The organism is Microbacterium esteraromaticum, assembly GCF_900163815.1.
GTDB lineage: Bacteria > Actinomycetota > Actinomycetes > Actinomycetales > Microbacteriaceae > Microbacterium > Microbacterium esteraromaticum_B.
This window is the reverse complement of sequence record NZ_FUKO01000019.1, coordinates 59,873-83,920: the sequence shown is the minus strand read 5'-3', so window position 1 is coordinate 83,920 and position 24,048 is coordinate 59,873. Positions and strand designations below refer to the sequence as shown.

Annotated in this window: 19 protein-coding genes and 1 pseudogene; 8 read left to right on the top strand and 12 right to left on the bottom strand. The window is 67.1% G+C overall.

All coding sequences use genetic code 11. The features are described from left to right. The first annotated feature begins 287 nt into the window (after window positions 1-287). Genes FM104_RS05840 through FM104_RS05825 form a run of 4 tightly spaced genes read left to right on the top strand, consistent with a single transcriptional unit; the run spans window position 288 to window position 4,301 of the window. A complete protein-coding gene (locus FM104_RS05840; protein ID WP_087130518.1) occupies window positions 288-2,129 on the top strand; it encodes a sigma-70 family RNA polymerase sigma factor in 1,842 nt (613 codons plus the stop codon). Between the two features lie 54 nt (window positions 2,130-2,183). After that, window positions 2,184-2,555 (top strand): YrdB family protein, encoded by a 372-nt coding sequence (locus FM104_RS05835; RefSeq protein WP_087130517.1) that lies wholly within the window; start codon window positions 2,184-2,186, stop codon window positions 2,553-2,555. Continuing rightward, entirely contained in the window at window positions 2,552-3,913 is a 1,362-nt protein-coding gene (locus FM104_RS05830; protein WP_087130516.1) for an FAD-binding oxidoreductase, read from the top strand. Before FM104_RS05835 ends, FM104_RS05830 begins: the two co-directional genes overlap by 4 nt. Further along, a complete protein-coding gene (locus FM104_RS05825) occupies window positions 3,906-4,301 on the top strand; it encodes an NUDIX hydrolase (RefSeq protein WP_087130515.1) in 396 nt (131 codons plus the stop codon). The genes FM104_RS05830 and FM104_RS05825 overlap by 8 nt, the downstream gene beginning before the upstream one ends. 25 nt (window positions 4,302-4,326) lie before the next feature. On the opposite strand, the gene FM104_RS05820 is transcribed toward FM104_RS05825, so the two are convergent. Next, window positions 4,327-5,106, bottom strand: coding sequence for a glucosamine-6-phosphate deaminase (locus FM104_RS05820; RefSeq protein ID WP_087130514.1), 780 nt, complete (start codon window positions 5,104-5,106; stop codon window positions 4,327-4,329). A gap of 187 nt (window positions 5,107-5,293) precedes the next feature. On the opposite strand from FM104_RS05820, the gene FM104_RS05815 reads away from it, so the two are divergent. Further along, window positions 5,294-6,760, top strand: a complete 1,467-nt coding sequence (locus tag FM104_RS05815; protein ID WP_087130513.1) for a L,D-transpeptidase — start codon at window positions 5,294-5,296, stop codon at window positions 6,758-6,760. A 67-nt stretch (window positions 6,761-6,827) separates the two neighbouring features. Here FM104_RS05815 and FM104_RS05810 read toward each other — a convergent pair whose 3' ends face one another. Continuing rightward, entirely contained in the window at window positions 6,828-9,047 is a 2,220-nt protein-coding gene (locus tag FM104_RS05810) for an NADP-dependent isocitrate dehydrogenase (RefSeq protein WP_087130512.1), read from the bottom strand. A gap of 136 nt (window positions 9,048-9,183) precedes the next feature. On the opposite strand from FM104_RS05810, the gene FM104_RS05805 reads away from it, so the two are divergent. Continuing rightward, window positions 9,184-9,642 carry a GNAT family N-acetyltransferase gene (locus tag FM104_RS05805; RefSeq protein ID WP_087130511.1) on the top strand — a complete coding sequence of 153 codons (459 nt, stop codon included), beginning with the start codon at window positions 9,184-9,186 and terminating at the stop codon, window positions 9,640-9,642. A gap of 81 nt (window positions 9,643-9,723) precedes the next feature. On the opposite strand, the gene FM104_RS05800 is transcribed toward FM104_RS05805, so the two are convergent. Genes FM104_RS05800 through FM104_RS05790 form a run of 3 tightly spaced genes read right to left on the bottom strand, consistent with a single transcriptional unit; the run spans window position 9,724 to window position 14,234 of the window. After that, the gene (locus FM104_RS05800) at window positions 9,724-10,515 is read right to left on the bottom strand and encodes a hypothetical protein (protein ID WP_087130510.1); all 792 of its coding nucleotides are present in this window, start codon (window positions 10,513-10,515) and stop codon (window positions 9,724-9,726) included. Between the two features lie 42 nt (window positions 10,516-10,557). After that, on the bottom strand, window positions 10,558-12,366 hold the full coding sequence (locus tag FM104_RS05795; RefSeq protein WP_087130509.1) for an ABC transporter ATP-binding protein: 1,809 nt from the start codon (window positions 12,364-12,366) through the stop codon (window positions 10,558-10,560). After that, complete coding sequence (locus FM104_RS05790; protein ID WP_087130508.1) at window positions 12,363-14,234, bottom strand: ABC transporter ATP-binding protein; 1,872 nt, start codon at window positions 14,232-14,234, stop codon at window positions 12,363-12,365. Before FM104_RS05790 ends, FM104_RS05795 begins: the two co-directional genes overlap by 4 nt. Before the next feature lie 283 nt (window positions 14,235-14,517). Between FM104_RS05790 and FM104_RS05785 the strand changes: the two genes are divergently transcribed. Next, window positions 14,518-14,964, top strand: a complete 447-nt coding sequence (locus tag FM104_RS05785; protein ID WP_087130507.1) for a hypothetical protein — start codon at window positions 14,518-14,520, stop codon at window positions 14,962-14,964. A gap of 169 nt (window positions 14,965-15,133) precedes the next feature. Here the strand turns inward: FM104_RS05785 and FM104_RS05780 are convergent. Further along, a pseudogene (locus FM104_RS05780) lies at window positions 15,134-16,009 on the bottom strand (ISL3 family transposase); the annotation flags it as partial. A 765-nt stretch (window positions 16,010-16,774) separates the two neighbouring features. Continuing rightward, a complete protein-coding gene (locus FM104_RS05775) occupies window positions 16,775-17,086 on the bottom strand; it encodes a putative quinol monooxygenase (protein ID WP_003941073.1) in 312 nt (103 codons plus the stop codon). 107 nt (window positions 17,087-17,193) lie between these two features. On the opposite strand from FM104_RS05775, the gene FM104_RS05770 reads away from it, so the two are divergent. Then, window positions 17,194-18,135, top strand: coding sequence for a GlxA family transcriptional regulator (locus FM104_RS05770; protein WP_087130506.1), 942 nt, complete (start codon window positions 17,194-17,196; stop codon window positions 18,133-18,135). A 124-nt stretch (window positions 18,136-18,259) separates the two neighbouring features. Here the strand turns inward: FM104_RS05770 and FM104_RS05765 are convergent, their stop codons facing one another. The 5 genes from FM104_RS05765 to FM104_RS05740 form a co-directional block, all read right to left on the bottom strand. Then, entirely contained in the window at window positions 18,260-19,552 is a 1,293-nt protein-coding gene (locus FM104_RS05765) for an IS256 family transposase (RefSeq protein ID WP_087131111.1), read from the bottom strand. 366 nt (window positions 19,553-19,918) lie between these two features. After that, entirely contained in the window at window positions 19,919-20,416 is a 498-nt protein-coding gene (locus FM104_RS05755) for a methylated-DNA--[protein]-cysteine S-methyltransferase (protein WP_087130504.1), read from the bottom strand. Beyond that, window positions 20,413-21,921, bottom strand: coding sequence for an Ada metal-binding domain-containing protein (locus tag FM104_RS05750; protein WP_087130503.1), 1,509 nt, complete (start codon window positions 21,919-21,921; stop codon window positions 20,413-20,415). The genes FM104_RS05755 and FM104_RS05750 overlap by 4 nt, the downstream gene beginning before the upstream one ends. 71 nt (window positions 21,922-21,992) lie before the next feature. Then, window positions 21,993-22,910: a citrulline utilization hydrolase CtlX gene (ctlX, locus tag FM104_RS05745; RefSeq protein ID WP_087130502.1), complete on the bottom strand. Its 918-nt coding sequence runs from the start codon at window positions 22,908-22,910 to the stop codon at window positions 21,993-21,995. Beyond that, entirely contained in the window at window positions 22,907-23,944 is a 1,038-nt protein-coding gene (locus FM104_RS05740) for an ornithine cyclodeaminase (RefSeq protein ID WP_087130501.1), read from the bottom strand. Before FM104_RS05740 ends, ctlX begins: the two co-directional genes overlap by 4 nt. Window positions 23,945-24,048 lie beyond the last annotated feature (104 nt).

Genomic DNA, 24,048 nt, shown 5'->3' with positions numbered 1-24,048 from the left:
AGCGATACCCCCGGCATCGACCTCCTCAGCAACCGCCCCCCGGCGGTGCATCAGGAGTGCTCCACATGAAGAGACGACCTCATCCCGGTTTCATTACGCGACTTCTCACGAAAACTTTTCGACGACCTGGCCGCGGCTTGGACGAGTTCTCCACAGGGGTGGCCTCAGTACCGTTTTCGGGTGAGAATGGACGAGGCGCGTGATGAACCGGTCATTCACGCGTCTCTTCTTGTGAGAGCGTTCGCATCACCTGAGAGCGCTCCCCATGAACCGACAGGAAAGCAGCAGTGGTAGAGCACAACGGCGATCACGAGGCGTCAGCAGATGCTGACCTCGTACTGCGCGCCCGCTCCGGGAACGCAGATGCGTTCGGCGAACTCTGGCGCCGCCACTACGCATCCGGCATGACAGTCGCGAGGTCGATCACATCATCGATCGACCCTGACGATCTCGTGCAAGAGGCCTACGCCCGCATCTACCAGGCCATCCTGAAGGGCGGCGGACCCAACGGATCCTTCCGCGCCTACCTTTTCACCAGCATCCGCAACACTGCGGCAGCCTGGGGCCGCGCGAAGCGCGAGACGGCGATCGATGAACTCGAGACGATCGCTGATCCGAGCACCACCGATACGGCCGCCAGTGAGGCGCTCGATCACGGCCTGACGGCTCAGGCCTTCCGGGCTCTTCCTTCGCGCTGGCAGGAGGTGCTCTGGTATTCGGAGATCGAGCAGATGAAGCCCGCCGCGATCGGGCCGCTCCTCGGGATGACCACCGGAGCCGTCTCCCAGCTCATGTTCCGGGCCAGAGAAGGTCTGCGCGAGGCGTGGATCCAGGCGCACCTGCGCAGCGTCGGCGATGGCTCGGAATGCCAGTGGACGATTGAGCAGCTCGGCGCACATGCACGAGGAAACCTCGGCGCCCGCGCACAGAAGCGCGCAGATGAGCACCTCGAATCATGCGCGCGATGCATGATCGTCGCCGCCGAGGCGAAAGATGTCTCCAGCCGCCTTGCCCTCGTGCTCCTTCCACTCGTTCTCGGTGTCACCGGCGCGTCCGGCTACCTCGCGGCTGTGCAGGGTGGGGGTGCACCGATCGTCGCGCTGGCGGCGATGCCCTCCACCATCATCGAAGGCGCGGTCGTCGTCGCGCCATCCGCGGCCGCCGCCGGCGGCGCAGGCGCATCGACGGCATCCGCCTCTTCTACGAGCACCGGATCCGGAGCAGCGGCGGGAATAGGCGCGCTGGTCAGTGTGGGATCCGCTGCGCTCGTCGTAGCCGGGGTCGTTGCGGCAGCCGCCGTTGTGCCAGGGATGCTGAATGGCGCGCCCGCGACATCGCCGCCCAACGCCTCCGACTCAGACGGCTCCTCGATCGCTTCAGAGGTGTCTCCCGACGCGTCGATGGCGATAGATGAGCCCGTCGTCATCAATGTCTTCGATGATCAGACGGTGCCGGCACCGGTTCCCGAAGTCGAGCCGCCGTCAGATGCAGACGCGCCGCCGACGATCGAGACATCCGTTCCGCTCGCGCCGGTAGTTCCGCCCGCGTCGATCCCCCCTGAACCCGACGTGACTCCCGAACTGAAGCCCTCACCGGGCGAAGGTGGAGGAGGCGATACGGGCGTGGACCCGGGCCCGGCTCCAGCACCGACACCCGACCCCGGCACGGACCCGACGCCGGATCCCGCTCCCGAACCAACACCCGACCCCGGCACGGACCCCACTCCAGACCCCGGAACGGATCCCACTCCAGACCCCGGCACGGATCCGGACACCGACGCGAAGCCCGATCCCGGTACCGATCCGGACCCGGCTCCCGACGAAGGCACGGAGCCCGAGGCCCCCGCACCTGTTGCGGTGAGCTGGGGTACTGCAACCGTGCAGTTCGAGGGACTCAAGGTCCACTATCTGGTCCCGGTGAGCGGCACTCCCGGCGCCACCGTGCAGGTCTGGATCGACCAGAAGTCGGATCGCAGTGATCAGATCACCCTCGACGACGCCGGCAACGGCATCGCTGACCTGCGCCCGAGCGCCAAGGACCTGCTCGTGAACCCATCGGTCGGCTTCCGCTACGTCGTCGACGGTGTTCCCGGCGAATGGGCTCTGACCGATCTGCGCTCATTGCGCTAGACGACAACCTTCAGCCCGTCTGCGGTGATGCTCCCGCGGAATAGACTTGATGACATGTCCCACGACTCCGTCGCCGAACCCGGCGTGAACCGCCCCGCCATCAGCCCGCTCGAGATCGTTCGCGTGCTCGTGCTGCTTGTGGCGCTCGCCACGCTCGCCCTCTGGGGCTTCGGATCGTGGGCGATGCCGTGGAACATCGTCATCGGCATCGGCGCCCCGGTCGTGCTGCTGCTGGTATGGGCACTGTTCCTCTCCCCCCGACCCGTGCTGCACCTGCATCCGTTCCTGCGCGCGGCCGTCGAGCTGCTGATCTACGCGGGCGTCACGCTCGCCTGGTGGTCGATGGGGCAGGCCGGCATCGGCATCGCCTTTGCCGTCGTGGCCGTGGCCACCGGCGTCATCGCGGGGCGCCGCGCGCTCGCATGAGTGTCATCGAGCGGCTTCGGGACGAGCTCGGCGACATCGTCGACACCTCACCTGAGCTGCTCGAAGCCGTCCGCGCCGACCGCAGCGGGCACCGCTCGACCGGCCGGCCGCTCGCCGTCGTGCACGCACGAACCGTCGACGATGTGCAGGCCACCATGCGCATCGCCTCCCAGACCGCGACCGCTGTGGTCGTGCGCGGTGCCGGCACTGGCCTTGCTGGAGCCGCCAACGCCGGCCCCGGCGAGATCGTGCTGTCGATGACCGGCATGGACCGGGTGCTCGACGTGCGCCCGGATGACCTCATCGCAGTCGTCGAGCCCGGCATCCTGAACGCGCAGCTGAATACCCTGCTCGCCGACCACGGCGTGTGGTGGGCACCCGACCCCGCCAGCCGCGACATCTCGACCGTCGGCGGCAACATCGCCACCGGGGCCGGCGGGCTGCTGTGCGCGAAGTACGGCGTCGTCCGCGATGCCGTACTCGGCGTCGACCTGGTTCTCGCAGACGGACGGATGCTGCGCCTCGGGCGCCGCACGGTCAAGGGCGTCAGCGGCCTCGACCTCACCTCCCTTGTCATCGGATCCGAAGGGCAGCTCGGCGTCGTTGTCGCCGCCACCCTGAAGCTGCGCCGGCTCACCGAGGGCACCGTGTGCACGGTGACAGCATCCTTCCGCACGGTGCGCGACGCGGCCGCGGGCGCCGCCGCGGTGGCCGCGTCCGGTGTCCAGCCGGCGATCATGGAGCTGATGGATGCCGCATCTCTCGCCGCAGTGCACACCCTCCTCTCGCTGGCCACTCCCGCTGACGGCACCGCGCAGCTGACGATCCAGACCGACGGGCCCGCGTCGCGCGATGAGGCTGCGCGCATCGTCGAAGTGCTGCAGGCCGCCGGAGGCGCCGTCGCGATGACCGATGATCCCGCTCAGGGCGAAGAGCTGCTGCGCATTCGCCGCTCAATGCACGCCGCCATGGCGTCGCTCGGCACCACACTGATCGAGGACGTCGCCGTGCCGCGCAGCGCCATGCCGGCGATGTTCGACGAGATCGCACGCATCGAACGGTCGTACGGCATCAGCATCCCCACGGTCGCTCATGCCGGAGACGGGAACCTGCATCCGAACTTCATCTTCGACGGCGCCGAGGTTCCCACGCACATCTGGGCTGCAGCCGACGAGCTGTTCCGCGCCGCGATCGGACTCGGCGGCACTCTCACGGGCGAACACGGCATCGGGGTGCTGAAGAGTCGCTGGCTGGCCGACGAGCTCGGCGACGACCAGTGGGAGCTCCAGCGGCAGATCGTGCGCGTTTTCGATCCGCAGGGCATCCTCAACCCCGGAAAGGTGTTCGCGCGTGCCTGACATCCATGTGAGCGCGGCGGTGATCGTCGATGCCGCTGGCCGCGCCCTGGTGGTGAGAAAGCAGGGCACGACCCGCTTCATGCAGCCTGGCGGCAAACCCGAGGCCGGCGAGACACCAGCGCAGACTCTCGTCCGCGAACTGGACGAAGAGCTGTCGCTGCGGGTCGACACGACCGACCTCCAGCCGCTCGGGCGGTTCATCTCGGCCGCAGCGAATGAGCCGGATCATCGCGTCGTGGCGGATGCCTTCTCGCTGCGCGCAGAGCCAGCGGATGTGGTCGTTCAGGCCGAGATCGCCGAACTGCGCTGGCTGGAGCGCGGCGACTGGACCAGTGTGCCGCTGGCACCGCTCAGCGAGGAGCATCTGCTGCCGATCGCGTGGGCCTGAGCCGCCGCGACCGACAGCAGCACGATCAGATGCCCTGCCAGGCCGGCTTGTTCGCGAAGCTGTAGCGGTAGTAGTCCGCGAGCTTCAGTTCGCTGGCGGCCGCCTCATCGAGCACGACCGTGACGTGCGGGTGCAGCTGGATCGATGATGCGGGCACCAGCGCACTCACCGGCCCCTCGAGGGCGGCGGCGACAGCGCGTGCCTTGCCCTCTCCGAAGGCGAGCAGCACCAGGTGCCGCGCCCGCTGGATCGTGCCGAGCCCCTGGGTGATGCAGTGCCGCGGCACATCGTCGATCGAGTCGAAGAAGCGGGCGTTGTCCTTCCGGGTCTGCTCGGTGAGCGTCTTCACCCGCGTGCTCGAGGCGAACGACGATCCGGGCTCGTTGAAGCCGATGTGCCCGTCGGTGCCGATGCCGAGGATCTGCAGATCGACGCCACCGGCCTCTGCGATCGCCTGCTCGTAGTCGGCTCCGGCGTGCTCGATCGTCTCGACGGCGCCGTTCGGAACGCGAATGAGCTCCGGGTCGAGACCCAGCGGCTCGATCACCTCGCGCATGATCACCGAGCGATAGCTCTCGGGATGGGCGGGGTCGATGCCGACGTACTCATCCAGCGCGAAGCCGCGCAGATGCGCGATGTCGTGCCCGGCGAGTCGCTCGCGCAGCGCCTCGTACACCGGGAGCGGCGTGGAGCCGGTGGCCAGTCCGAGAACAGGTTCGGCGAGCGTGTCGATCAGCCGCACGATCTCATCGGCGACCAGTGCACCGGCTGCGGACTTGTTCTCTACGATGACGACTTCAGCCATGGGCGGGGATCTCCTTGTCGAGGGCGAACTCCGATTGTCTCACCTTGGTGAGCAGCCCGATCTCGGCACCGCAGGTTACCCAAATGTTACCCACCAGAAGCGTGCGACTGCCCACCGTGGCCCCGTCGTTATATACCGTCCCGTAGCATGAATTCATACGTCACGTTGTGCCTTGGGGGGTGAGTTCGTGACTGATCTGATCACCGGACCTGGAACGGGCGCTGACGATGCGACCTCTTCTGACGCTCCCACCGCTGTGCTGCCGCCGAGCGATGGCAGCCAGCCTGTCGAGTGGGCTCCAGCCGAGCCTGCGCCGAAGAAGCGGCGCCTCGGTCTCTGGATCGGCATCGGAGTCGGTGTCCTGCTGCTGGCCGCGGCCGGAGCATCTACTGTCCTCATCGCGCCCGGCACGACGATCGCCGGTGTCTCCGTCGGCGGAATGACGCCGGGTATGGCCGCGGAGTCGGTCAGCGGCCAGCTCGCGTCGACCCAGATCGAGCTGACCGGAGCCGAAGACGGCACGACGATCAAGGGCGCTGACCTCGGCGTCAGCGTCGACGCCACTGCCCTCGCCGAGCAGGCATTCGCAGACCGCCCGATGTGGAACCTCACCACCTGGATGGGCGACCCCGTCCCCGCGAAGATCACGCTGAACCAGGATGCGGCTGATCGCGTGCTGCGCGCCGCCGTGCCGATCAGCTACACCGAGCCCACCGACGCCACCGTCGTGTTCGATCCCGCGGCCGCGAAGTACACGACCACCGCCGCCGCCGCCGGCACGGGCATCTCAGTCGATGCACTGACCAAGGCGTTCTCCACCGCGGCCGCCAAGGGCGAGACCACTTTCGCGTTCTCTGCCGATTCCACCGAAGTCGGCGCACAGATCACCGACGACCAAGCCGCCGCCACCGCCACTCAGCTCAACGAGATGCTGTCCAAGATCGGCTTCTACGTCGGCGACGAGCGCACGGTGCCAGTCACCCCGGCCGTAGCCGCCACCTGGCTGGACGTGGCCCCCGTCGACGGCGAGCTGAAGATCACTGCCGATCAGACGGCCATCCAGACGATGGTCGACACCCTTCCCGACCTGGTCAACCGTGACATCGTCAACGCGACCAACATCGTCGATTCCGCCGGCACTGTTCTGAAGGCGCTGACACCCGGTGTCGAGGGTCGTGTGCTGGGAGACACCTCGGGCGTGGCATCCGATTTCGCATCGCATCTCGCCGACGGTGATGCGGCTTTCGCCCTGCCGGTGACCGCGACGCCCTTCGAATCGACGAGCCTCTTCCGTCGCGTAGAAGTCGATCTCAGCGAGCAGCGCACCTACCTGTACGAGAACGAGAAGCTCGTCAAGTCGTGGGCGGTCTCGACGGGTCGATCCGGCACCCCCACTCACACCGGCCGATTCCGCGTTTACGCGCAGCTGCGTACACAGGACATGCGCGGGTCCAACGCAGACGGCAGCAAGTACGTCACCGAGAACGTTCCGTACATCACCTACTTCAATGGAGACGAAGCGCTGCACGGCACCTACTGGCACAGCAACTTCGGCCAGCCGATGAGCCACGGCTGCGTGAACATGACCACCGATTCCGCGCACTTCGTCTGGCAATGGGCCACCAAGGGCACAGAGGTCTGGGTGCACGACTGATCGATCAGAGATTGAAAGAGGGGCGGATGCCGTAGCATCCGCCCCTCTTTCGTCTGTATGCGTGCGATCAGATCATCGCGTCGATGACGCTGTTCAGCGTCTCTGACGGGCGCATCGCCTTCTCGACCTTCTCGACGTCGGGTCGGTAGTACCCGCCGATGTCGACCGGCGAACCCTGCACGGCCTTCAGCTCTTCGACGATCTGCGACTCCTTCGCGGCGAGGGTCTCCGCGATCGGCCCGAAAGCGGCCGCGAGGTCGGCGTCCTTCGTCTGCGCAGCCAGTTCCTGCGCCCAGTACAGAGCGAGGTAGAAGTGGCTGCCGCGGTTGTCGATCGTGCCGAGAGCGCGCCCGGGTGAGCGGTCCTCTTCGAGGAACGTTCCAGTGGCGGCATCCAGCGTCTCGGCGAGGATGCGTGCCTTCTCGTTGCCGGCGTGATCAGCGAAGTGCTCGAGCGATGCGGCGAGCGCGAAGAACTCGCCGAGCGAGTCCCAGCGCAGGTAGTTCTCGTCGACCAGCTGCTGCACGTGCTTCGGCGCGGACCCACCGGCTCCCGTCTCGAACAGCCCACCGCCTGCGAGCAGCGGAACGATCGAGAGCATCTTCGCACTGGTGCCGACCTCGAGGATCGGGAACAGGTCGGTGAGATAGTCGCGCAGCACGTTGCCGGTCACCGAGATCGTGTCGAGGCCGTGGCGCATGCGCGCGAGCGTGTAGCGAGTGGCCTCTTCGGGGGCGAGGATCGTGATGGTGAGGCCCTCGATGTCGAGTGTTGCGAGGCCCTGGTGCACCTTGGCGATGATCTGCGCGTCGTGCGAGCGGTTCGCGTCGAGCCAGAACACGGCGGGGTCGCCGGTCGCGCGGGCGCGGGTCACGGCGAGACGCACCCAGTCCATCACCGGGATGTGCTTCGTCTGCGTGGCACGCCAGATGTCGCCAGCGCCGACGGTGTGCTCGATGAGCACCGCGCCTTCGCTGTCGAGCACCTGCACCACGCCAGCGGTGGGGATCTCGAACGTCTTGTCGTGGCTGCCGTATTCTTCGGCGGCCTGGGCCATCAGGCCGACGTTGGGCACCGTGCCGATGGTCGCCGGGTCGAGCGGTCCATTCGCGATGACGTCGTCGAGCACCGTCTGGTAGACGCCCGCGTACGACGAGTCGGGGATGACCGCGAGGGTGTCGCTCTCGCCGCCGTCAGCGCCCCACAGCTTGCCGCCGTTGCGCACGAGTGCGGGCATCGACGCGTCGACGATCACGTCACTGGGCACGTGCAGGTTGGTGATGCCCTTATCGGAGTTGGTGTACGAGAGTCGGGGGCCCTGCTCGATGGCCTTCTGGAAGGCGGCGGCGATCTCTTCGCCGTCGGCGACATCGGTGAGACCGGAGAGAATCGAGCCGAGACCGTCATTGGCGCTGAGGCCTGCGGCCTTGAGCTGCGTGCCGTACTGCGCGAAGACGTCCTTGAAGAAGACCTTCACCACGTGGCCGAAGATGATCGGATCGCTGATCTTCATCATGGTGGCCTTGAGGTGCACCGAGTACAGCACGTCATCGGCCTTCGCGGCCTCGAGCGTCTCTGCGAGGAACTCGTCGAGGTGGGATGCCGACAGGAACGTCGCGTCGATGATCTCGCGCGGCAGCACCTTCAGTCCTTCCTTCAGGACCGTGACGGTGCCGTCTTCCGCCGTGTGGCGGAAGCTGAGCACCTCATCGTGGGCTGCGACCCAGGATCGCTCGTTGTGCTTGAAGTCGTCGTGCCCCATCGTGGCGACGCGAGTCTTGGAACCCTCGGCGAAGGGCTTGTTGCGGTGCGGGTGCTTCTTGGCGTAGTTCTTCACTGCCAGCGGCGCGCGTCGGTCGCTGTTGCCCTCGCGCAGCACCGGGTTCACGGCGGATCCCTTGATGCGGTCGTAGCGTGCGCGCACGTCCTTCTCATCGAGGGACTGCGGCTCGTCCGGGTAGGAGGGGATGTCGTAGCCGGCGGCCTGCAGTTCGGCGACGGCGGCCTTCAGCTGCGGGATGGATGCCGAGATGTTCGGCAGCTTGATGATGTTGGCCTCGGACAGCGTGGCCAGGCCGCCGAGCTCGGCCAGCGCGTCGCCGACCTGCTGCTCGGGGGTCAGCTTCTGGGGGAAGGCCGCCAGAATGCGGCCCGCCAGCGAGATATCGCGCGTCTCCACCTCGATGCCCGCCTGACCCGTGTAGGCCTTGATGATCGGCAGGAACGAGGCGGTGGCCAGGGCTGGCGCCTCGTCTGTGTAGGTGTAGATGATGGCGTCGTCGGTCACCGGATCTCCGTTCGCAAGTGCAGATTTTATCTCGATACCAAGATACCCGAGCCAGGTGTGCGTCGTTTGCGACCATTCATGTCGCCGGTTTCTGCGGTTTCCACCACGATCGTCCTCCAGGGGTTAGCCTGGGAGCATGTCGGAACTGCGCGTGGTAGAACTCTCCGCGGCGACGATCGTCGCCGTCAACAACCTGTCCCTCAAACCTGGGCAGGAGCAGTTCCTGGCTCCGGTCTCATACGGGATCGCAGCCACGGTCGTGAACCCGCAGACATCGTGGCAGCGCGTCGTGCTCGATGGCGATGAGGTCGTCGCCTTCGTCAGTGCCAGCTTCGACGCCGATACTCCGGACGAGTACTTCCGCAGCGTGCTGTGGCGCATCAACGTCGATGCTGATGATCAGCGTCGCGGTATCGGCAGTTTCGCCGTCAAGGCTCTGATCGACGAGGCCCGCGCCCGCGGAGTCGATCACGTGAACGTGATCTACGAAGCCGGCGAGGAAGGCCCGGAGGCGTTCTTCCGCCATATGGGCTTCGAACCCGTCGGCGAGACCGAGTACTCCGAAGTCATCGCACAGATCCGCGTCACGAACTAGACCGGCGGCGGGGTCTCGGATCCCCTCCCCCACCGAGGCTCCGTCGCCGCCCCCGCGCACGCATGAGTTGACGGAGGTCGATCAGCCGTCGTGCGGACGACGCGGCGGCCAGAACCGGTTCAGCGCGTCGGTGGTCTGGTTCAGCACATCCGTCGACTTCTCGACGAAGGTGCGCGCCGCATCGCGCAGCGCCTCCGGCATGTCCGTAGACCTCGACTCACCGCGCACCGAGCGCTCGGCCGCGTCGAAGTTGCGCTCGAGCCGCTCCACCGCATCGCGGTACGCGCCGTAGTCGGATGCCGTGAAGCGCGCACCATCGGTATGGGGCCGCCGGTCGCGCGCGTCTTGCAGCGCAGCCAGGAAAGAAGCCGTCACCGGATGCCGGCCATCGCTCATCGCCGGGAAGGCGAGGATCTTCGCTGGATCGGTCTCATACTCCATCCAACGTGCGAGCACGGCATCGTGGCGTCCGCGAAGCCGGTCCAAGGGACGCAATCCGCCGGCGCTCAGTGCTGTGCGTTCAGCCGCCACCCGCGCCCGCCCGGCCTTCACCCTGGCGGCCGCTGCCTTCGACTGCAGCTGGGCCTCGCGCAGAACCCGTCGTGCGGTGGCGACGGCCGCAGCGTCCGCCCGTGATGCCGCACGATCGGCGTGCACGCGCGCCGCCTCGGCTCGCGCCACGCGCGCGGAGACCGTCGCCGTCTTGGCGTCTTCCTGTGCCTGTCGCAGCTCGAGCCGCGCAGCGTCATAGCCGAGCCGTTTGCCGTTCACGACTTCGTGCCTCCGGAATACCGCGAACAGCGCCGCTCCGGTGCCGCCGACGACGGGCACGATCCACCAGAGCTCAGCTGCCAGCGTCCAGAACGGTTCCACACACTCACCCTAATCACGCTCGCCATCACCGCGCCCCATGTTCTAGACGAGGGTCTCCTGCCACGCGGCGTGCAGCTGCGCGAACTTTCCGGTGCCGGCGATGAGCGCCGCGGGGGTGTCGTCCTCGATGATCTCGCCGTGCTCCATCACGAGCACACGGTCTGCGATCGCCACCGTCGACAGTCGGTGCGCGATGATGATCGCCGTGCGGTCGGCGAGGAGTGTCTGCAGGGCTTCCTGGATGAGCCGCTCGGACGGAATGTCCAGTGACGCGGTCGCCTCATCGAGGATGAGCACTGCCGGGTCGGCGAGGAACGCACGCGCGAACGAGATCAGCTGCCGCTGCCCCGCCGACACCCGACCGCCGCGCTTGTTCACATCGGTGCCGTACCCGTCGGGAAGCGACGAGATGAAGCCATCGGCGCCGACGGCCCGCGCGGCCGCGCGGATCTCGTCGAGCGTCGCATCGGGCTTGCCGAGCGCGATATTGTCGGCGACGGTCCCACTGAACAGATACGCCTCCTGCGTGACCATCACGATCGCACGCCGCAGGTCCTTGGGATGCAGCATCCGCAGGTCGATGCCATCGAGCGTGACTGCACCCACCGTCGGGTCGTAGAAGCGCGAGACGAGCTTCGCGAGGGTCGACTTGCCGGCGCCGGTCGTGCCGACGAGCGCAACCGTCTGTCCGGCGGGGATGTCGAGTGTGAAGTTCGGCAGGATCGTCTTCTCGCCGTTGTACCCGAACGTCACCTCGTCGAAGCGGACGGCGCCGCGCGCGGTCCACAGGTCGACCGGCTTTTCCGGGTCGGGCACTGTCGGCTGCTCGTCGAGCACGCCGGAGACCTTCTCCAGCGCCGCTGTCGCGGACTGGTACGAGTTCAGGAACATCGCCACGTCCTGCATGGGCGCGAAGAAGTTGCGCACGTACAGCACGGCGGCCAGCAGCACGCCGACTCCCAGCGTGCCCTCGGAGACGCGGATGCCGCCCCACAGCACCACGAGCGCAAGCGTGAGCCCGGCGACGGCCATCAGCCCCGGCTCGAAGGTGCCGAACAGCACCATGGAGCGTCGGTTCACGTCGCGGTAGTCGCCGGCCACCTTGCGGAAGGCGACGTCATTGCGCGGCTCCTTGCGGAAGGATTTCACCGCGCGGATGCCGGTCATGGTCTCGACGAACTGCACGATCACCTTGGCGCTGATCACGCGCGATTCGCGGTACACGAGCTGCGAGCGCTGGTAGAACCAGCGCATCAGCAGCGCGAGCGGGATGCCGGCGAGTGCGAGGATGACACCGGACTTCCAGTCGGCGATCACGAGCGCGATGAACGTGAACAGCCCGAAGAGCACGCCGGAGACCAGGTTGTTCAGTCCGCCGTCGAGCAGCTCGCGAATCGAGTCGAGGTCACTGGTCTGGCGCGAGATGATCCGGCCCGAGGTGTACGACTCGTGGAATTCCAGGCTGAGGCGCTGAGTGTGCAGGAAGATGCGCTTTCGCAGGTCGAGCAGCACCGCCTGGGTGATGCGCGCGGCGAGCACGACGTAGATGCCGATGAGCGCGGCGCCGAAGATGCCGGCGAGCAGGAATACCGCCGTCACCATGATGGCCGGCATCCAATCCGCAGCCTCCAGCAGCTGCGGCAGTGCGTCATCGAGCGCGATGCCGATGAGGATGGGGCCGGCGACCTGCAGCGCCGTCGACACCACGAGCACGAGGGCGGCGACGATGATGCGCAGGCGCAAAGGCTGAATCAGCGAGCCGAGCAGGCGCAGCGAGCGCTGCCGGATGGCACGGCTCTCTTCCTTCGTGTAGTTCGAGCGGTCCTCGCCCTGGGTTCCGATGACGGTCATGCCTGCACCCCCTCGTCGCGGTTCTGCGCGTCAGCTGCTGCGACGGCGTCGGTGATGATCGGGATCGTTCCGGTGCGCACGGCCTCATCCGCCTCAAGGCTGGAGATCACATGCCGATAGTGGGCGCTGGTGCGCAGCAGATCGGAGTGCGTGCCGACAGCGGTGATCCTGCCTCGTTCGAGCAGTGCGACACGGTCGGCGAGCGCCACAGTAGACGGTCGGTGCGCGACGATCAGTGCAGTCGTCTCGGCGAGCACACGACGCAGCGCTTCTTCCACGAGAGCCTCGGTGTCGACGTCGAGAGCCGACAGCGGGTCGTCGAGCACGAGCACCTTCGGCTGGGCCGCCACCGCGCGGGCGAGCGCCAGGCGCTGCCGCTGACCGCCGGAGAGGCTCAGACCTTCTTCGCCGATGACCGTTTCCACTCCCTCGGGGAGTGTGTCGACGAAGCCCGCCTGCGCGACGTCGAGCGCTTCGCGCAGCACACGTTCGGCTTCGGCGCTGTGCACGTCGAGTTCGGCCCGGCCGAGCAGCACGTTCTCGCGAACGGATGCGGAGAAGAGCGTGGCATCTTCGAACGCCATCGCGATGTGCCGCCGCAGCTCGCTCAGTTCCAGGTCGCGGATGTCGACGCCGTCGAGCGTCACGCGGCCTCCCGTCACGTCATAGAGGCGTGCGGGCAGGGTCGTCAGCGTCGTCTTGCCGGAGCCGGTCAGGCCCACCAGTGCCATGGTCTCGCCGGGCCGCAGCACGAGATCGATGCCGTCGAGCAGATCGCGCTCGGCGACGCCGGCATCCTGGTACCGGAACCGTGCCCCCTCGAAGGCGAGCTCGCCGCGCGGATTCTGCAGGTGCTTCGGGTCGTCCGGGTCGGTGATGGTGTTCGTCTCCTGGAAGATGTCGAACACGCGGTCGGTGGCGGTGCGGGCGTCGAGCATGAACGAGAACAGGAAGCCGATCGATTCGATCGGCCAGCGCAGCACCGTGGCCATCGCGAAGAAGGCGAACAGCTGCGGCAGCTCGATGGCCTCGATGGAGATCAGCCACATGCCGGTGATGAGGCTGAGGCCGAAGGCGATCTGCGGCATGAGGTCGAGCCAGAACCAGATCTGGCCGACCGACCGAGCCTTGTTCATCTCGGTCTCGCGCAGCGTCTCGGCCTGGCTGCTGAATCGGCGGAGGGCGTGCGTGCCGCGGCCGAATGCCTTGAGCACGCGGATGCCGTGCACGCTCTCCTCGACGCTGGTGGCGAGGTCGCCGGCCTGGTCCTGGCTGCGGCGAGCGAGCACTCCGTAGCGCTTCTCGAAGAGGTATCCCTGGATCCACATCGGCACACCGGTGACGAGGAAGATCACGCCGAGCAGCCAGTGCCAGCGGAACAGCAGCACGGCACCGATGCCGATAGTGAGGATGTTGACGACCAGCAGGATCAGCCCGAACGCGATCCAGCGGCGGATGAGACTGATGTCCTGCATCATCCGGCTGAGCAGCTGCCCGGACTGCCAGCGGTCATGAAATGCGACCGGGAGGTTCTGCAGTCGTGCATACAGCGTGGCCCGCATCTGGAACTCGACCTCGGTGGCCGGCGTGAGCACGAACCAGCGGCGCAGCCACACCATCGCGGCCTCGCCGAGACCCAGTGCGAGTACGGCGAATGCACCCGCGAGAAGCAGTCCGAAGACGCCTGACTTGATCGGGCCCTGCACGATCTGCTCGAGCACGATCGGGATCATCAGGGCGATGACGGCGGCGGCGAGCGCGCTGGCCGCGCCGCCGATCAAGCGGCCCACGATGGGGCGCACGAAGGGTTTCAGCCGCCAGAGTGCGGCGAAGGTGGAGAGGGACGACGAGGAGGAAGTGACAGACATGACTCTCAGTTGCGTTGCGAGCGGAAGACGAAGACGAAGACAGGGCGGATGCTGCGGCATCCGGTGTTGCAGCCGGGGCGGAGCGCTGACCAGCTGCGAGCGGTGGTCAGTCGCGCTGGTGGTGTGCGCGCGAGCCGGAGGCGATGGACATCGTGACAGTCGTCGGGGCCATGGTGTCCTCCTCAGCTCGGCTTCGTCGGCCGGTCGGCGCGACAGCCTTCCATCCTATTCCCGTGCAGAAGTGCGTCGCAAGAGATATTGCCGACGCCGGTACGCTGACTGTATGAGTTCCCGCCTGCGCATCGTCGAAGCCGAGACCGGACCCGCCGATCTGCCGGCACAGCTTCCTGCCGAAGCGCGGTTGCTGCGGCAGGTGCCCGGACCGGACCGCCCCGACTATTTCTTCGCGGTTCTCGACGAGGCCATCGCCTACCGCACCACCCTGGTTGCGCTGCAGGAACAGGGTGTGAATCCGGATGCCGCGGATCCGCGGTTGATCCGCATCAACGACGACGGCTCCGTCGATCTGCGCATCTTCGGGATCGTCTTCGCGGGCCGGATCGCTGGCGAGGCGCCGCATGCGGGGATGAAGAATTTCCCGGTGTCGCTGGCCTACGTGATCGACAATTCCGCGATCCAGGACGGGGCGCTCGACTTCGCGAAGATCGTCTACGCGGCCGTTGCGTTCATCACCGATATCGACGATGAGAGCACCGCGGTCGGCCCCTGACGCCCCGTGCTCTGACGCCCCGTGCTCTGACGCCCCGTGCTTTAACGGCTCATCCCAATCCAGGGTGTAGGCGCGGTCTGAAGCCTCCGGTCTCGAGCAAGCTTCTAGCGATGTAGTTGGTGAGATTGCGGAACCCGAGCGCGGAGCCGCGGAGGTGCTCGAGGCGGCCATCTCCCTTCATCCCGCGGTGGCCGTAGATGGCTTGCTGCACACGCCGGCGGCACCGGTCGAGTGCGTCGCCGGCGAGGCGGACGACGTGGAAGGGATCCATGACCGCGACCGCGTCGGGAAGTTCCTCGGTGGTCGCGGTCTTGAAGCCGGTGAACCCGTCCATCGCCACAACCTCGACACCGTCGCGCCAGGAGTCGGGGCGGGCGGCGAGCCAGGTCTTGAACGCCTCCTTCGAGCGGCCCTCAACCATGTCCAGCAGTCGTGCCGGCCCGGTGCCATCGCGGATCGGGGTGAGGTCGATGACCACGGTGACGTACCGGTCGCCACGCCTGGTGTGGCGCCACACGTGCTCATCGACGCCGACGACCTTCACGCCGTCGAACCGGTCGGCGTCGTCGATCAGGACCCTCTTGCCCTCGGCCAGGACCGCGTCGTTGGCGGTGTCCCAGGCGACGTCGAGCCCCTCGGCGATCCGGGCAACAGTGAGGTGCTGCACGACGAGCGCTTCGAGTGCCCACCGCAGCCCGCGGCGCGAGAGCTTCGCCCGTGGCTCGGCCGCGCGGGTGGTGTCTTGGCGCCACACGTGTCCGCAGCCGGTGCAGCGGTAGCGACGCACCGCGACCTCAAGGACGGTGGGTCGCCACCCCAGCGGCTCGTGCGCGAGTCAACGGATGACCGTGTCCCGAGCAGCGCCCTCGGCGCCGCAGCGTCGGAACCACTCATCAGGGGTCAGGACCCGGCAGGCGAGCACCGCTCGCGCGGGCTCGAGGCGTTGACCGGTCACGACGAGGTCGAGCTCATCGAGGCGGCAGAACGTGGTCAGGTCAGGGCGGGCGAACGCGCCAGAGCGCTCGCCGACGGTAGCGTCAGACAAGTCGAGGTCTCTCGGATGCAGCGTGTAGGAACCTTTCATCCTCGGGAGACCTCGACGTCCATCCCGGGACCGCCACGCCAACGCCAACTACACCCTCATCTGGGAAGAGCCTGATTAGGTCGTCGGTTCGATTCCGACAGGCAGCTCCGGCGAACAGCCCCTGACCTGCGGAAACGCAGGCCAGGGGCTGTTCGGTTCTGGTGGTCGCCCGATGCGCTGGCCTCACGGCTCTGCCTGACACCGACGTCGCTCTCCTCTGCGACGGACCCCTCGCCGGCTGAGCGCTCGCGGCCGGCATCCTGTCCGTGTGCCGGTAGGCCTCGCTCCGCTTGGCAACGCGGCGGGGCGTTGTGTCGCGACCTGGACGTGCGATGTGTCAACGGTGCGTAGGCGCAGCGATCGTTTTGTGCGCAGCGAGATGCTCCATGCCGCACGCGCGGCGCGCACGAACGCAACGACCCCGGAACGCCAACGACCCGTTATCGCTGCGACGCGCAACGCGTCTCCCGTCACGGCAACGGATCGCAACCAAGACCCGCCCACAGCGCCTAGCGGGACGGAAGGCAAGTTGCCACAGTTGCGCTGCCATGGAACCGCGCTGGCTCTCTCGATGACCACCGGTGAACCAGTGCCGCTCCAGGCTTGCGCCTGGTGTTGCCTGGCCTCCCCGTGATCGGCCCGTCGGGGATCGTCAACGTGGTACGGGTGTCGAGGCGGTCGGGTCCGACGGCTCGGCGGGGCGCGATCGTCTCGTGCGTTGGCGGACTACGGGAGCTTGGACGCGAGGACGTCGGCCGCCAGGATCTCGGGTGCTGCGCCGAGGAGGTGCTGGTTGGCCATCAGGGCTGCGACGATGGCGCCGTTGGCGTGGGCGTCTCGAGCGGCCTCGTCGGGGAATGCATCGAAGATCCAGAAGGTGTCGGCGTGGGTCCTGACCGCGAACCAGACAATCGTTCCTACTTCTTCGTTGGCGAGTGCGACAGCGCCGGCGAGCAGATCGGCGAGCGCGTCGTGCTGTCCATCGGCCGCGACGATCTTGGCGACGAAAGCATACGGAAGTGATGCGGGTGTGGACATGAGGGACTCTCCTTGAGGTCGTGGTTCTTCGTGGGACGAGTTCAGCGTATGACGAGCGATGGCCGGTGGGAAGTGGCGTATACGGCAGTATTGCTATTGTTTACGTCATGCGTATCGGACTGATCGCGATCGACGGCTGCTTCGGTTCGGCTATCGCGTCGATCATCGACATCGTGCGGGTGGCCGACGGAGCCCGCGGCGATGTCGACCCGCGGATCGACCCGATCGAACTCGCCATCCTCGGACCGAAACGGAGAGTGACCACGACGGCATCGATGACCCTGTCGGTGGACCACCCGCTGTCGGAGTCCGCAGAGTTCGACGTGGTCGTCGTCCCTGCACTTGGAACCCTTACGGCCGCCGCTACCAACGACGCCCTCCAGAGCCGAGATGCTCGTGCGGTCATCGCCTCGCTCGGGCGCCTCGACGAGGCGACCACCCGGATCGCCGCGGCGTGCACCGGCGTGTTCGCTGTCGCCGAGACCGGACGGATGCATCATCGGCGGGCGACGACCAGCTGGTTCCTGGGACCGGAGTTCCTGAAGCGCTATCCGACCGTCGCCCTCGATCTCGACACCATGGTCGTGGTCGACGGGAACCTCGTCACCGCCGGCGCAGCGTTCGCCCACATCGACCTCGCGCTCTCACTCGTGCGATCGATCAGCCCCGACCTGGCCCAACATGTCGCCAAGCTCCTCATCATCGACGAGCGTCCGTCGCAGGCGGCCTTCGTCGCCTACGAACATCTCCGGCACGAGGACCCGATCGTCGTCGAGTTCGAACGCTTCGTGCGCGCCCGCCTGGACGAACCGTTCAACGTCGCCTTCGTCGCGCAGTCGCTCGGCACCAGCCGGCGCACCCTCGAACGACGAGTCCGTGCGGCGCTCAACCTCACTCCGCTCGGCTTCGTCCAACGGCTTCGCATCGAACGAGCTCGGCACCTCTCAGCAACCACGGACCTCACCTCCGCCGAGATCGCGCTACGGGTCGGCTACGCGAACGCCGAGACTCTGCGCTCCCTCCTGCGCAGGGAGCGACGCCGTTCCTGACCTTACGCCATGCCTTGGAACCACCTCTCAGCACGTCGCGTCGACGCTCCTGCGTCGCCCCTGGACGACCCACTCGACACGCCCGCGGGACTATCTCAGTAACGGTGTTTCCGGCGGTTTTCATTTAGTAGGTCTCCGCGGCCGGCCAGCGGTCGGCGAAGGTGATGGCGAATGCGTTGAGAGCGGGCTTCCACCGCATCGTCCATCGGGTGCGGCCGCGACCGGTGGGGTCGAGGCTACGGGTGACAAGATACAGGCACTTCAGCGCCGACTGCTCGGTCGGGAAATGTCCCCGCGCCCGCACCGCGCGTCGGTATCGGGCGTTGAGGGATTCGATCGCGTTCGTGGAGCAGATCACCTTCCGTATCTCGAGGTCGTAGTCCAGGAACGGGATGAACTCTTCCCATGCTGATTCCCAGAGCCGGATGATCGCCCCATATTTCTTGCCCCACTTCTCGTTCAGTTCCTCCAGCGCCACCCGAGCGGCGGTCGGGCTCGGGGCGGTATAGATCGGCTTCACGTCGCGTTTCAGCGCGTCCCAGTCCTTCTTCGAGGCGAGCTTGAACGTGTTGCGAATCAGGTGAAGGATGCACGTCTGCACCGTCGTGAGCGGCCACACGTTGCTGACAACCTCGGGCAGTCCCTTGAGTCCGTCGCAGACGAGGAAGAACGTGTCACGCACGCCACGGTTCTTGATGTCCGTGAGGACGCTCATCCAGAACTTCGCACCCTCACCTCCGGTCCCGACCCACAGCCCGAGGACATCTTTCTCCCCGGCCAAGGTCACCCCGATCGCGGCGTAGATGGGCCGGTTGGCGACCTGCCCGTCACGGATCTTGACGACGATCGCGTCGATGAAGATCGCCGCGTACACCTCGTCCAGAGGCCGAGCAGCCCATTCATTCATCTCCTCGATGACCTTGTCCGTGATCCGCGAGATCGTCTCCTTGCTGACCGAGGCGCCGTAGATCTGCGCGAAGTGCGCGCTGATCTCGCCGGTGGTGAGCCCGTTCGCATACAGCGACAGCACGATCTCCTCGACCCCGTTCAGACGGCGCTGGCGCTTCTTTACGATCTGCGGTTCGAACGACCCGTCCCGGTCCCGAGGGACCTCGATCGTGACTTGACCGGTCGCTTCGGTGAGCACCGTCTTGGGTCGGGTTCCGTTGCGCACGTTTCCGCCCTCACGGTCAGGGCCGGCACGGTTCTTCTCGTGCCCGAGGTGCTCGGTGAGCTCCTCGTTTAACGCTGTCTCGAGCACGTTCTTCGTGAACAGCTTCAACAGCCCGTCCGGCCCCGTCAGGGCAAGGCCCTGTTCTTTGGCCAGCCGGACCAGCTCGGCCGCCGCAGCAGCCTCCTCGGATCGGTCATCGTTCTGGTGCTTCTTCGAACTCACAACGTCCAGTGTCGTAGTCATCACGGCAGCTTTCCCACCACGCATCACGCGCGGCGCGTCAGGGCCGGAAACACCGTTAAATCCACAGTCCCACGCCCGCAGCACAGGTCATGTGACGTGTCCCGGCTTCCCGGACGGTCGGGGTTGGGTGGCTGTGATGTCGCTGCGTTCTCGTCGAGGGGGTCAGCAGACTCGATCAGAGTCGATTGGGATGAGACGCGAAGGCGGTCAGGTCAGGGCGGCCGAAGCCGGCCGGCGGGGTAGCGTCGGTCACGTCGAGGTCTTTCGGATGGATGGCGTAGGAACCTCCGTCGTCGGGAGACCTCGACGTCTATCTGCGGACCGACGCGCCCGGCCGACCTACACCCTCATCTGGGAAGAGCCGCTTTAACGCCCCGCGCTCTCGCGATCCAGCAGACGCTGCTTGACAGGCAGCCCCCACGCGAAGCCGCCCAGGGAGCCGTCTGCGCGCAGCACGCGGTGACAGGGTACGAACAACGCCGGTGCGTTGCGGGCGCAGATGGATGCCGCCGCGCGCACCGCCTGCGGACTGCCCAGCTCGATGGCGAACTCGCTGTAGGTGAGCGGGCTTCCAGCCGCGATGCGCCGCAACGCCGCCCATCCGGCTTGCTGCAGTTCGGTGCCGCGCTGGCGCACGCGCACGGTCTCGATCGCCGTCAGTTCGCCCGCGTAGTAGGCGAGTGCGGCGTCGGCAGCATCCGTCACGCCCTCGACGATCTCGCCCGGACGCAACGACGGATGCACTCGCGCGATGATGGCTTCGTGGTCGTCGGTCCACCCGGAAGCGAGCACCCGTTGCTCCGCATCCGCGAGGATCGTGAGTGCGCCGTCGGGGGTGGCGAGGGTCTGGATGAGTGCAGTCATGAGGACTCCTGAGAGGTGGGCTCGCGCTTCGCAGCGCGGGACGGGCGCACCGGTGCCGCGCGCCAGAGATGCGCGGTGAGGTAGCTGCGCCACGGGGCAAAGCGTTCGGCCCGAGCGGCCATTGGCGCTGCGTCGCCGGGCAGGCCGCAGGCGACAGCCCCGGCGCGCACGGCGACGTCGCCGGGCAGGAACACATCCGGGTCGCCGATCACGCGCATCCGCACATAATCGGCGGTCCACGACCCGATGCCGGGCATCGCCATGAGTCGCGCGCGCTGCTCGGCGCCGTCGTCGCCGACGGTGAGGATCAGCGAGCCGTCGGCGAGAGCTGCCGCGGCATTGGTGATGGCGCGGATGCGGGCGGCTGGGCCTCGCAGCACCTCCGCACCGTGCTCGGCGATCGCCGCCATGGTCGGGAAAAGCAGACCGCCATCGACGGTGCGCTCCCCCAGCTGTTCAGTCAGCGCGGTCAGCATCGCTCGCGCTCGCGCCACGGAGACCTGCTGCCCGAGCATCGCGCGGATGAGCATCTCGTGCGGGTCAGCGGCGCCGGGCACGCGGATGCCGGGTATGGCCGCCACCCGAGGGCCGAGCTCCGGATGGGCGGCGAGGGCGGCATCCACCGCTGTCGGATCGGCATCCAGATCGAACAGCCGACGCGCGGTGGCGACGAGAGGTGCCACGTCTCCGAGCCGAGTCACTCGCGCGCGCAACCGGAGTTGCCCCGCCGGGGTCTGCCTGATCTCGAGGTGCGCAGGGCCACCCGGCATGCGCAGGTTCCGCGCGAAGGAGGACTCCGTCGCGGCCTCCATGCCGGGCAGAGCGCGCGCCGCCATCCAGGCGAAGATGCCAGCGGCATCCATCGGCATGCGGTGCGGCAGCAGCAGATCGATCATGCCGGTCACATCCGCCTCGGCTCCCGAGTCGGGCCCCCGCGTGCGACGCCGTTCGCGCAGCTGCCCCGGGGTCATCTCGAAGACCTCGCGGATCGTCTCGTTGCACTGACGGATGCTGGCGAAGCCCGCTGAGAACGCGACCTCGGAGATCGGCATGTCCGTGCCGACCAGCAGCATCCGAGCCGTGTGCGCGCGATGAGCTCGGGCCAGCGCCAGCGGACCTGCGCCGAGCTCGGCGGTGAGCAGTCGAGTCAGGTGCCGCGGCGAGTAGCCCAGCCGCGCGGCGAGGCCCGGTACGCCCTCCTGCTCCACGACACCGGAGGAGATCAGCCGCATCGCTCTGGCTGCAGCATCGCCGCGCAGATTCCAGGCCGGAGACCCGGGGGCTGCTTCCGGCAGGCAGCGCTTGCATGCCCGGTAGCCGGCTTCGTGCGCGGCCGCACTCGTCGGGTAGAAGGTGACGTTCTCGGGTTTCGGCGTGCGCGCCGGGCAGCTGGGGCGGCAGTAGATGCCCGTCGAGCGCACGGCGGTGACGAACTGCCCGTCGAAGCGGGTGTCGCGCGCCACGATCGCGCGGTAGCGCTCATCGTGGTCCGTGGTGCTGCTCATGACTCCACTCTGCCACGTCCGAAACCGCTCAGCTGGCGGAAATCGGACACGACGGTGGCGTCCGGAAGCTGTCAGCGCGGGTCGAGGTGGATGCCGGCGATCATGCAGCGCACTGAGCCGCCGGCGAGTTCGATCGGCGCGACATCGAGCACCAGGATGCGGCATGATTCGGACAGGACGCTCAGCTGCTCCTCGGTGAGACTGCGGTGTCCGGTCTCGGAGATCACGAGGATCCGCTCTCCGCCGTGGCCGCGCACCTCGAGAGCATTGCCAGCGAATGCGGCCACTTGCGCCGCGGTGAGCGGGATCAGGGTGCGTCCGGTCTCGCGGATGCGGCGCGCGATCTCGTCTCGCCGCGCATCTCCGACGATCGCGTCGAGGCCGATGAGGGCAATGTCGGTGCCGATGCACATCATCACGTTGGTGTGATAGATCGGCACACCGTGCGTATCGACGGCGTCGAACACCACGGGCTCGTAGCCGAACACGGTGCAGAAGCGCTCGACGAGCACCGGGTCGCAGCGCTTCGAGCGCACGGCATAGGCGATCCGCGACACATGATCGAGCACCATCGCGCCGGTGCCCTCGAGGAACAGATCGTCGGGCTCGAGGCCGGAGTAGTCGATGACCTCCTGCACGCGATACTCGGTCTTAAGCATCTCGATCACATCTTGGCGACGCTCACCGCGGCGGTTGGCCGCATACATCGGGTACACCGCCACCCGGCCGCCCGCGTGCGTGGAGAACCAGTTGTTCGGGAAGACGCTGTCGGGATGCTCGTGCGTCTCGTCCTCGAACAGATGCACCCGCACGCCTGCCTCGCGCAGCTGCTCGGCGACGCGAGTGCACACGTCGTACGCCTCTGTGGAGACGTCGTGATCAGCAGTGCTCTGAAACGCGTTGTCGGCCGCGGTTTGCGGGTTGGGACGGAAGTGATGCGGTCGGATCAGCGCCACGGCCCCCGGCGCTTGAGCGGATGCTGCCCTCACGCCAGGCTCGGCGCGGCAGCGCCCTGCGCCACCAGCGCGAAGAGGTTCTTGGGGTCTTCAGGCTCGGCGATGATGTCGACCTCGGTGTAGTAGTCCGTGCCTTCGACGGCCGCGTCGAGATACCGCAGCGCCGAGAAGTCTTCGATCGCGAAGCCGACCGAGTCGAAGATGGTGATCTGCTCGGCGGAGGTGCGACCAGCGGCGTCGCCGCGCAGCACCTGCCAGAGTTCGGTGACCGGGTGCTCGGGATCGAGCTGCTGGATCTCGCCTTCGATGCGGGTCTGAGGCGGGTACTCGACGAAGATGTCGCTGCGCAGCAGGATGCGTGCGTCGAGCTCGGTCTTGCCCGGGCAGTCGCCGCCGATCGCGTTCACGTGCACGCCGGGGCCCACCATGTCGTCGGTGAGCACCGTGGCGTTGGTCTTGTCGGCGGTGCAGACGGTGATGATCTGCGCCCCCTGGACAGCCTCGGCGGCGCTCTCGGCGCGAACGATCTCAAAGCCCAGCGGTCGCATGTTCGCCTCGAACACATCGAGTGCCTCGGGATCAGTGTCCCAAACGCGCAGGCGATCGATACCCAGCAGCGCGCGGAATCCCAGTGCCTGGAACTCGGACTGGCTGCCGGTGCCGACCATCGCCATCGTCGTCGCTCCAGCGGGTGCGAGCACGCGGGCGACCATCGCCGAGGTGGCTGCGGTGCGCAGCGCCGTGAGGATGGTCATCTCGGTCCAGAGCGTCGGGTAACCGCTGTCGACGTCAGCGAGCACGCCGAACGCGGTCACCGTCTGCAGTCCGCGAGCCGGGTTGCTGGGGTGACCGTTGACGTACTTGAATCCGTACTGTCGGCCGTCGCTCGCCGGCATCAGCTCGATCACTCCGATGTCGGAGTGGCTGGCGACGCGTGCGGTCTTGTCGAATTCCGGCCACCGCAGAAAGTCCTCCACGAGGGTGTCGGCGATGCCTGAGATCGCGGACTCGATGCCGGTATCGATCAGCCACCGGCGCATGTTCGGAACATCGACAAAACGGACCATCGCCCATCCCTTCACTAGATGCTTCCAGGCTAGAAAACTCCGTTGTCACTTTCAATCACCAACATGGATCATTTGAGCCATCAAGCACGCACTGTGTTCAGCCT

Excerpts from the sequence above, each read along its gene's own strand:
- FM104_RS05835 (WP_087130517.1), top strand. The coding sequence starts at position 2,184 with ATGTCCCACGACTCCGTCGCCGAACCCGGCGTGAACCGCCCCGCCATC.
- FM104_RS05830 (WP_087130516.1), top strand. The coding sequence starts at position 2,552 with ATGAGTGTCATCGAGCGGCTTCGGGACGAGCTCGGCGACATCGTCGAC.
- FM104_RS05820 (WP_087130514.1), bottom strand. The coding sequence starts at position 5,106 with ATGGCTGAAGTCGTCATCGTAGAGAACAAGTCCGCAGCCGGTGCACTG.
- FM104_RS05805 (WP_087130511.1), top strand. The coding sequence starts at position 9,184 with ATGTCGGAACTGCGCGTGGTAGAACTCTCCGCGGCGACGATCGTCGCC.
- FM104_RS05795 (WP_087130509.1), bottom strand. The coding sequence starts at position 12,366 with ATGACCGTCATCGGAACCCAGGGCGAGGACCGCTCGAACTACACGAAG.
- FM104_RS05790 (WP_087130508.1), bottom strand. The coding sequence starts at position 14,234 with ATGTCTGTCACTTCCTCCTCGTCGTCCCTCTCCACCTTCGCCGCACTC.
- FM104_RS05785 (WP_087130507.1), top strand. The coding sequence starts at position 14,518 with ATGAGTTCCCGCCTGCGCATCGTCGAAGCCGAGACCGGACCCGCCGAT.
- FM104_RS05775 (WP_003941073.1), bottom strand. The coding sequence starts at position 17,086 with ATGTCCACACCCGCATCACTTCCGTATGCTTTCGTCGCCAAGATCGTC.
- FM104_RS05770 (WP_087130506.1), top strand. The coding sequence starts at position 17,194 with ATGCGTATCGGACTGATCGCGATCGACGGCTGCTTCGGTTCGGCTATC.
- FM104_RS05765 (WP_087131111.1), bottom strand. The coding sequence starts at position 19,552 with ATGACTACGACACTGGACGTTGTGAGTTCGAAGAAGCACCAGAACGAT.
- FM104_RS05755 (WP_087130504.1), bottom strand. The coding sequence starts at position 20,416 with ATGACTGCACTCATCCAGACCCTCGCCACCCCCGACGGCGCACTCACG.
- FM104_RS05750 (WP_087130503.1), bottom strand. The coding sequence starts at position 21,921 with ATGAGCAGCACCACGGACCACGATGAGCGCTACCGCGCGATCGTGGCG.
- FM104_RS05740 (WP_087130501.1), bottom strand. The coding sequence starts at position 23,944 with ATGGTCCGTTTTGTCGATGTTCCGAACATGCGCCGGTGGCTGATCGAT.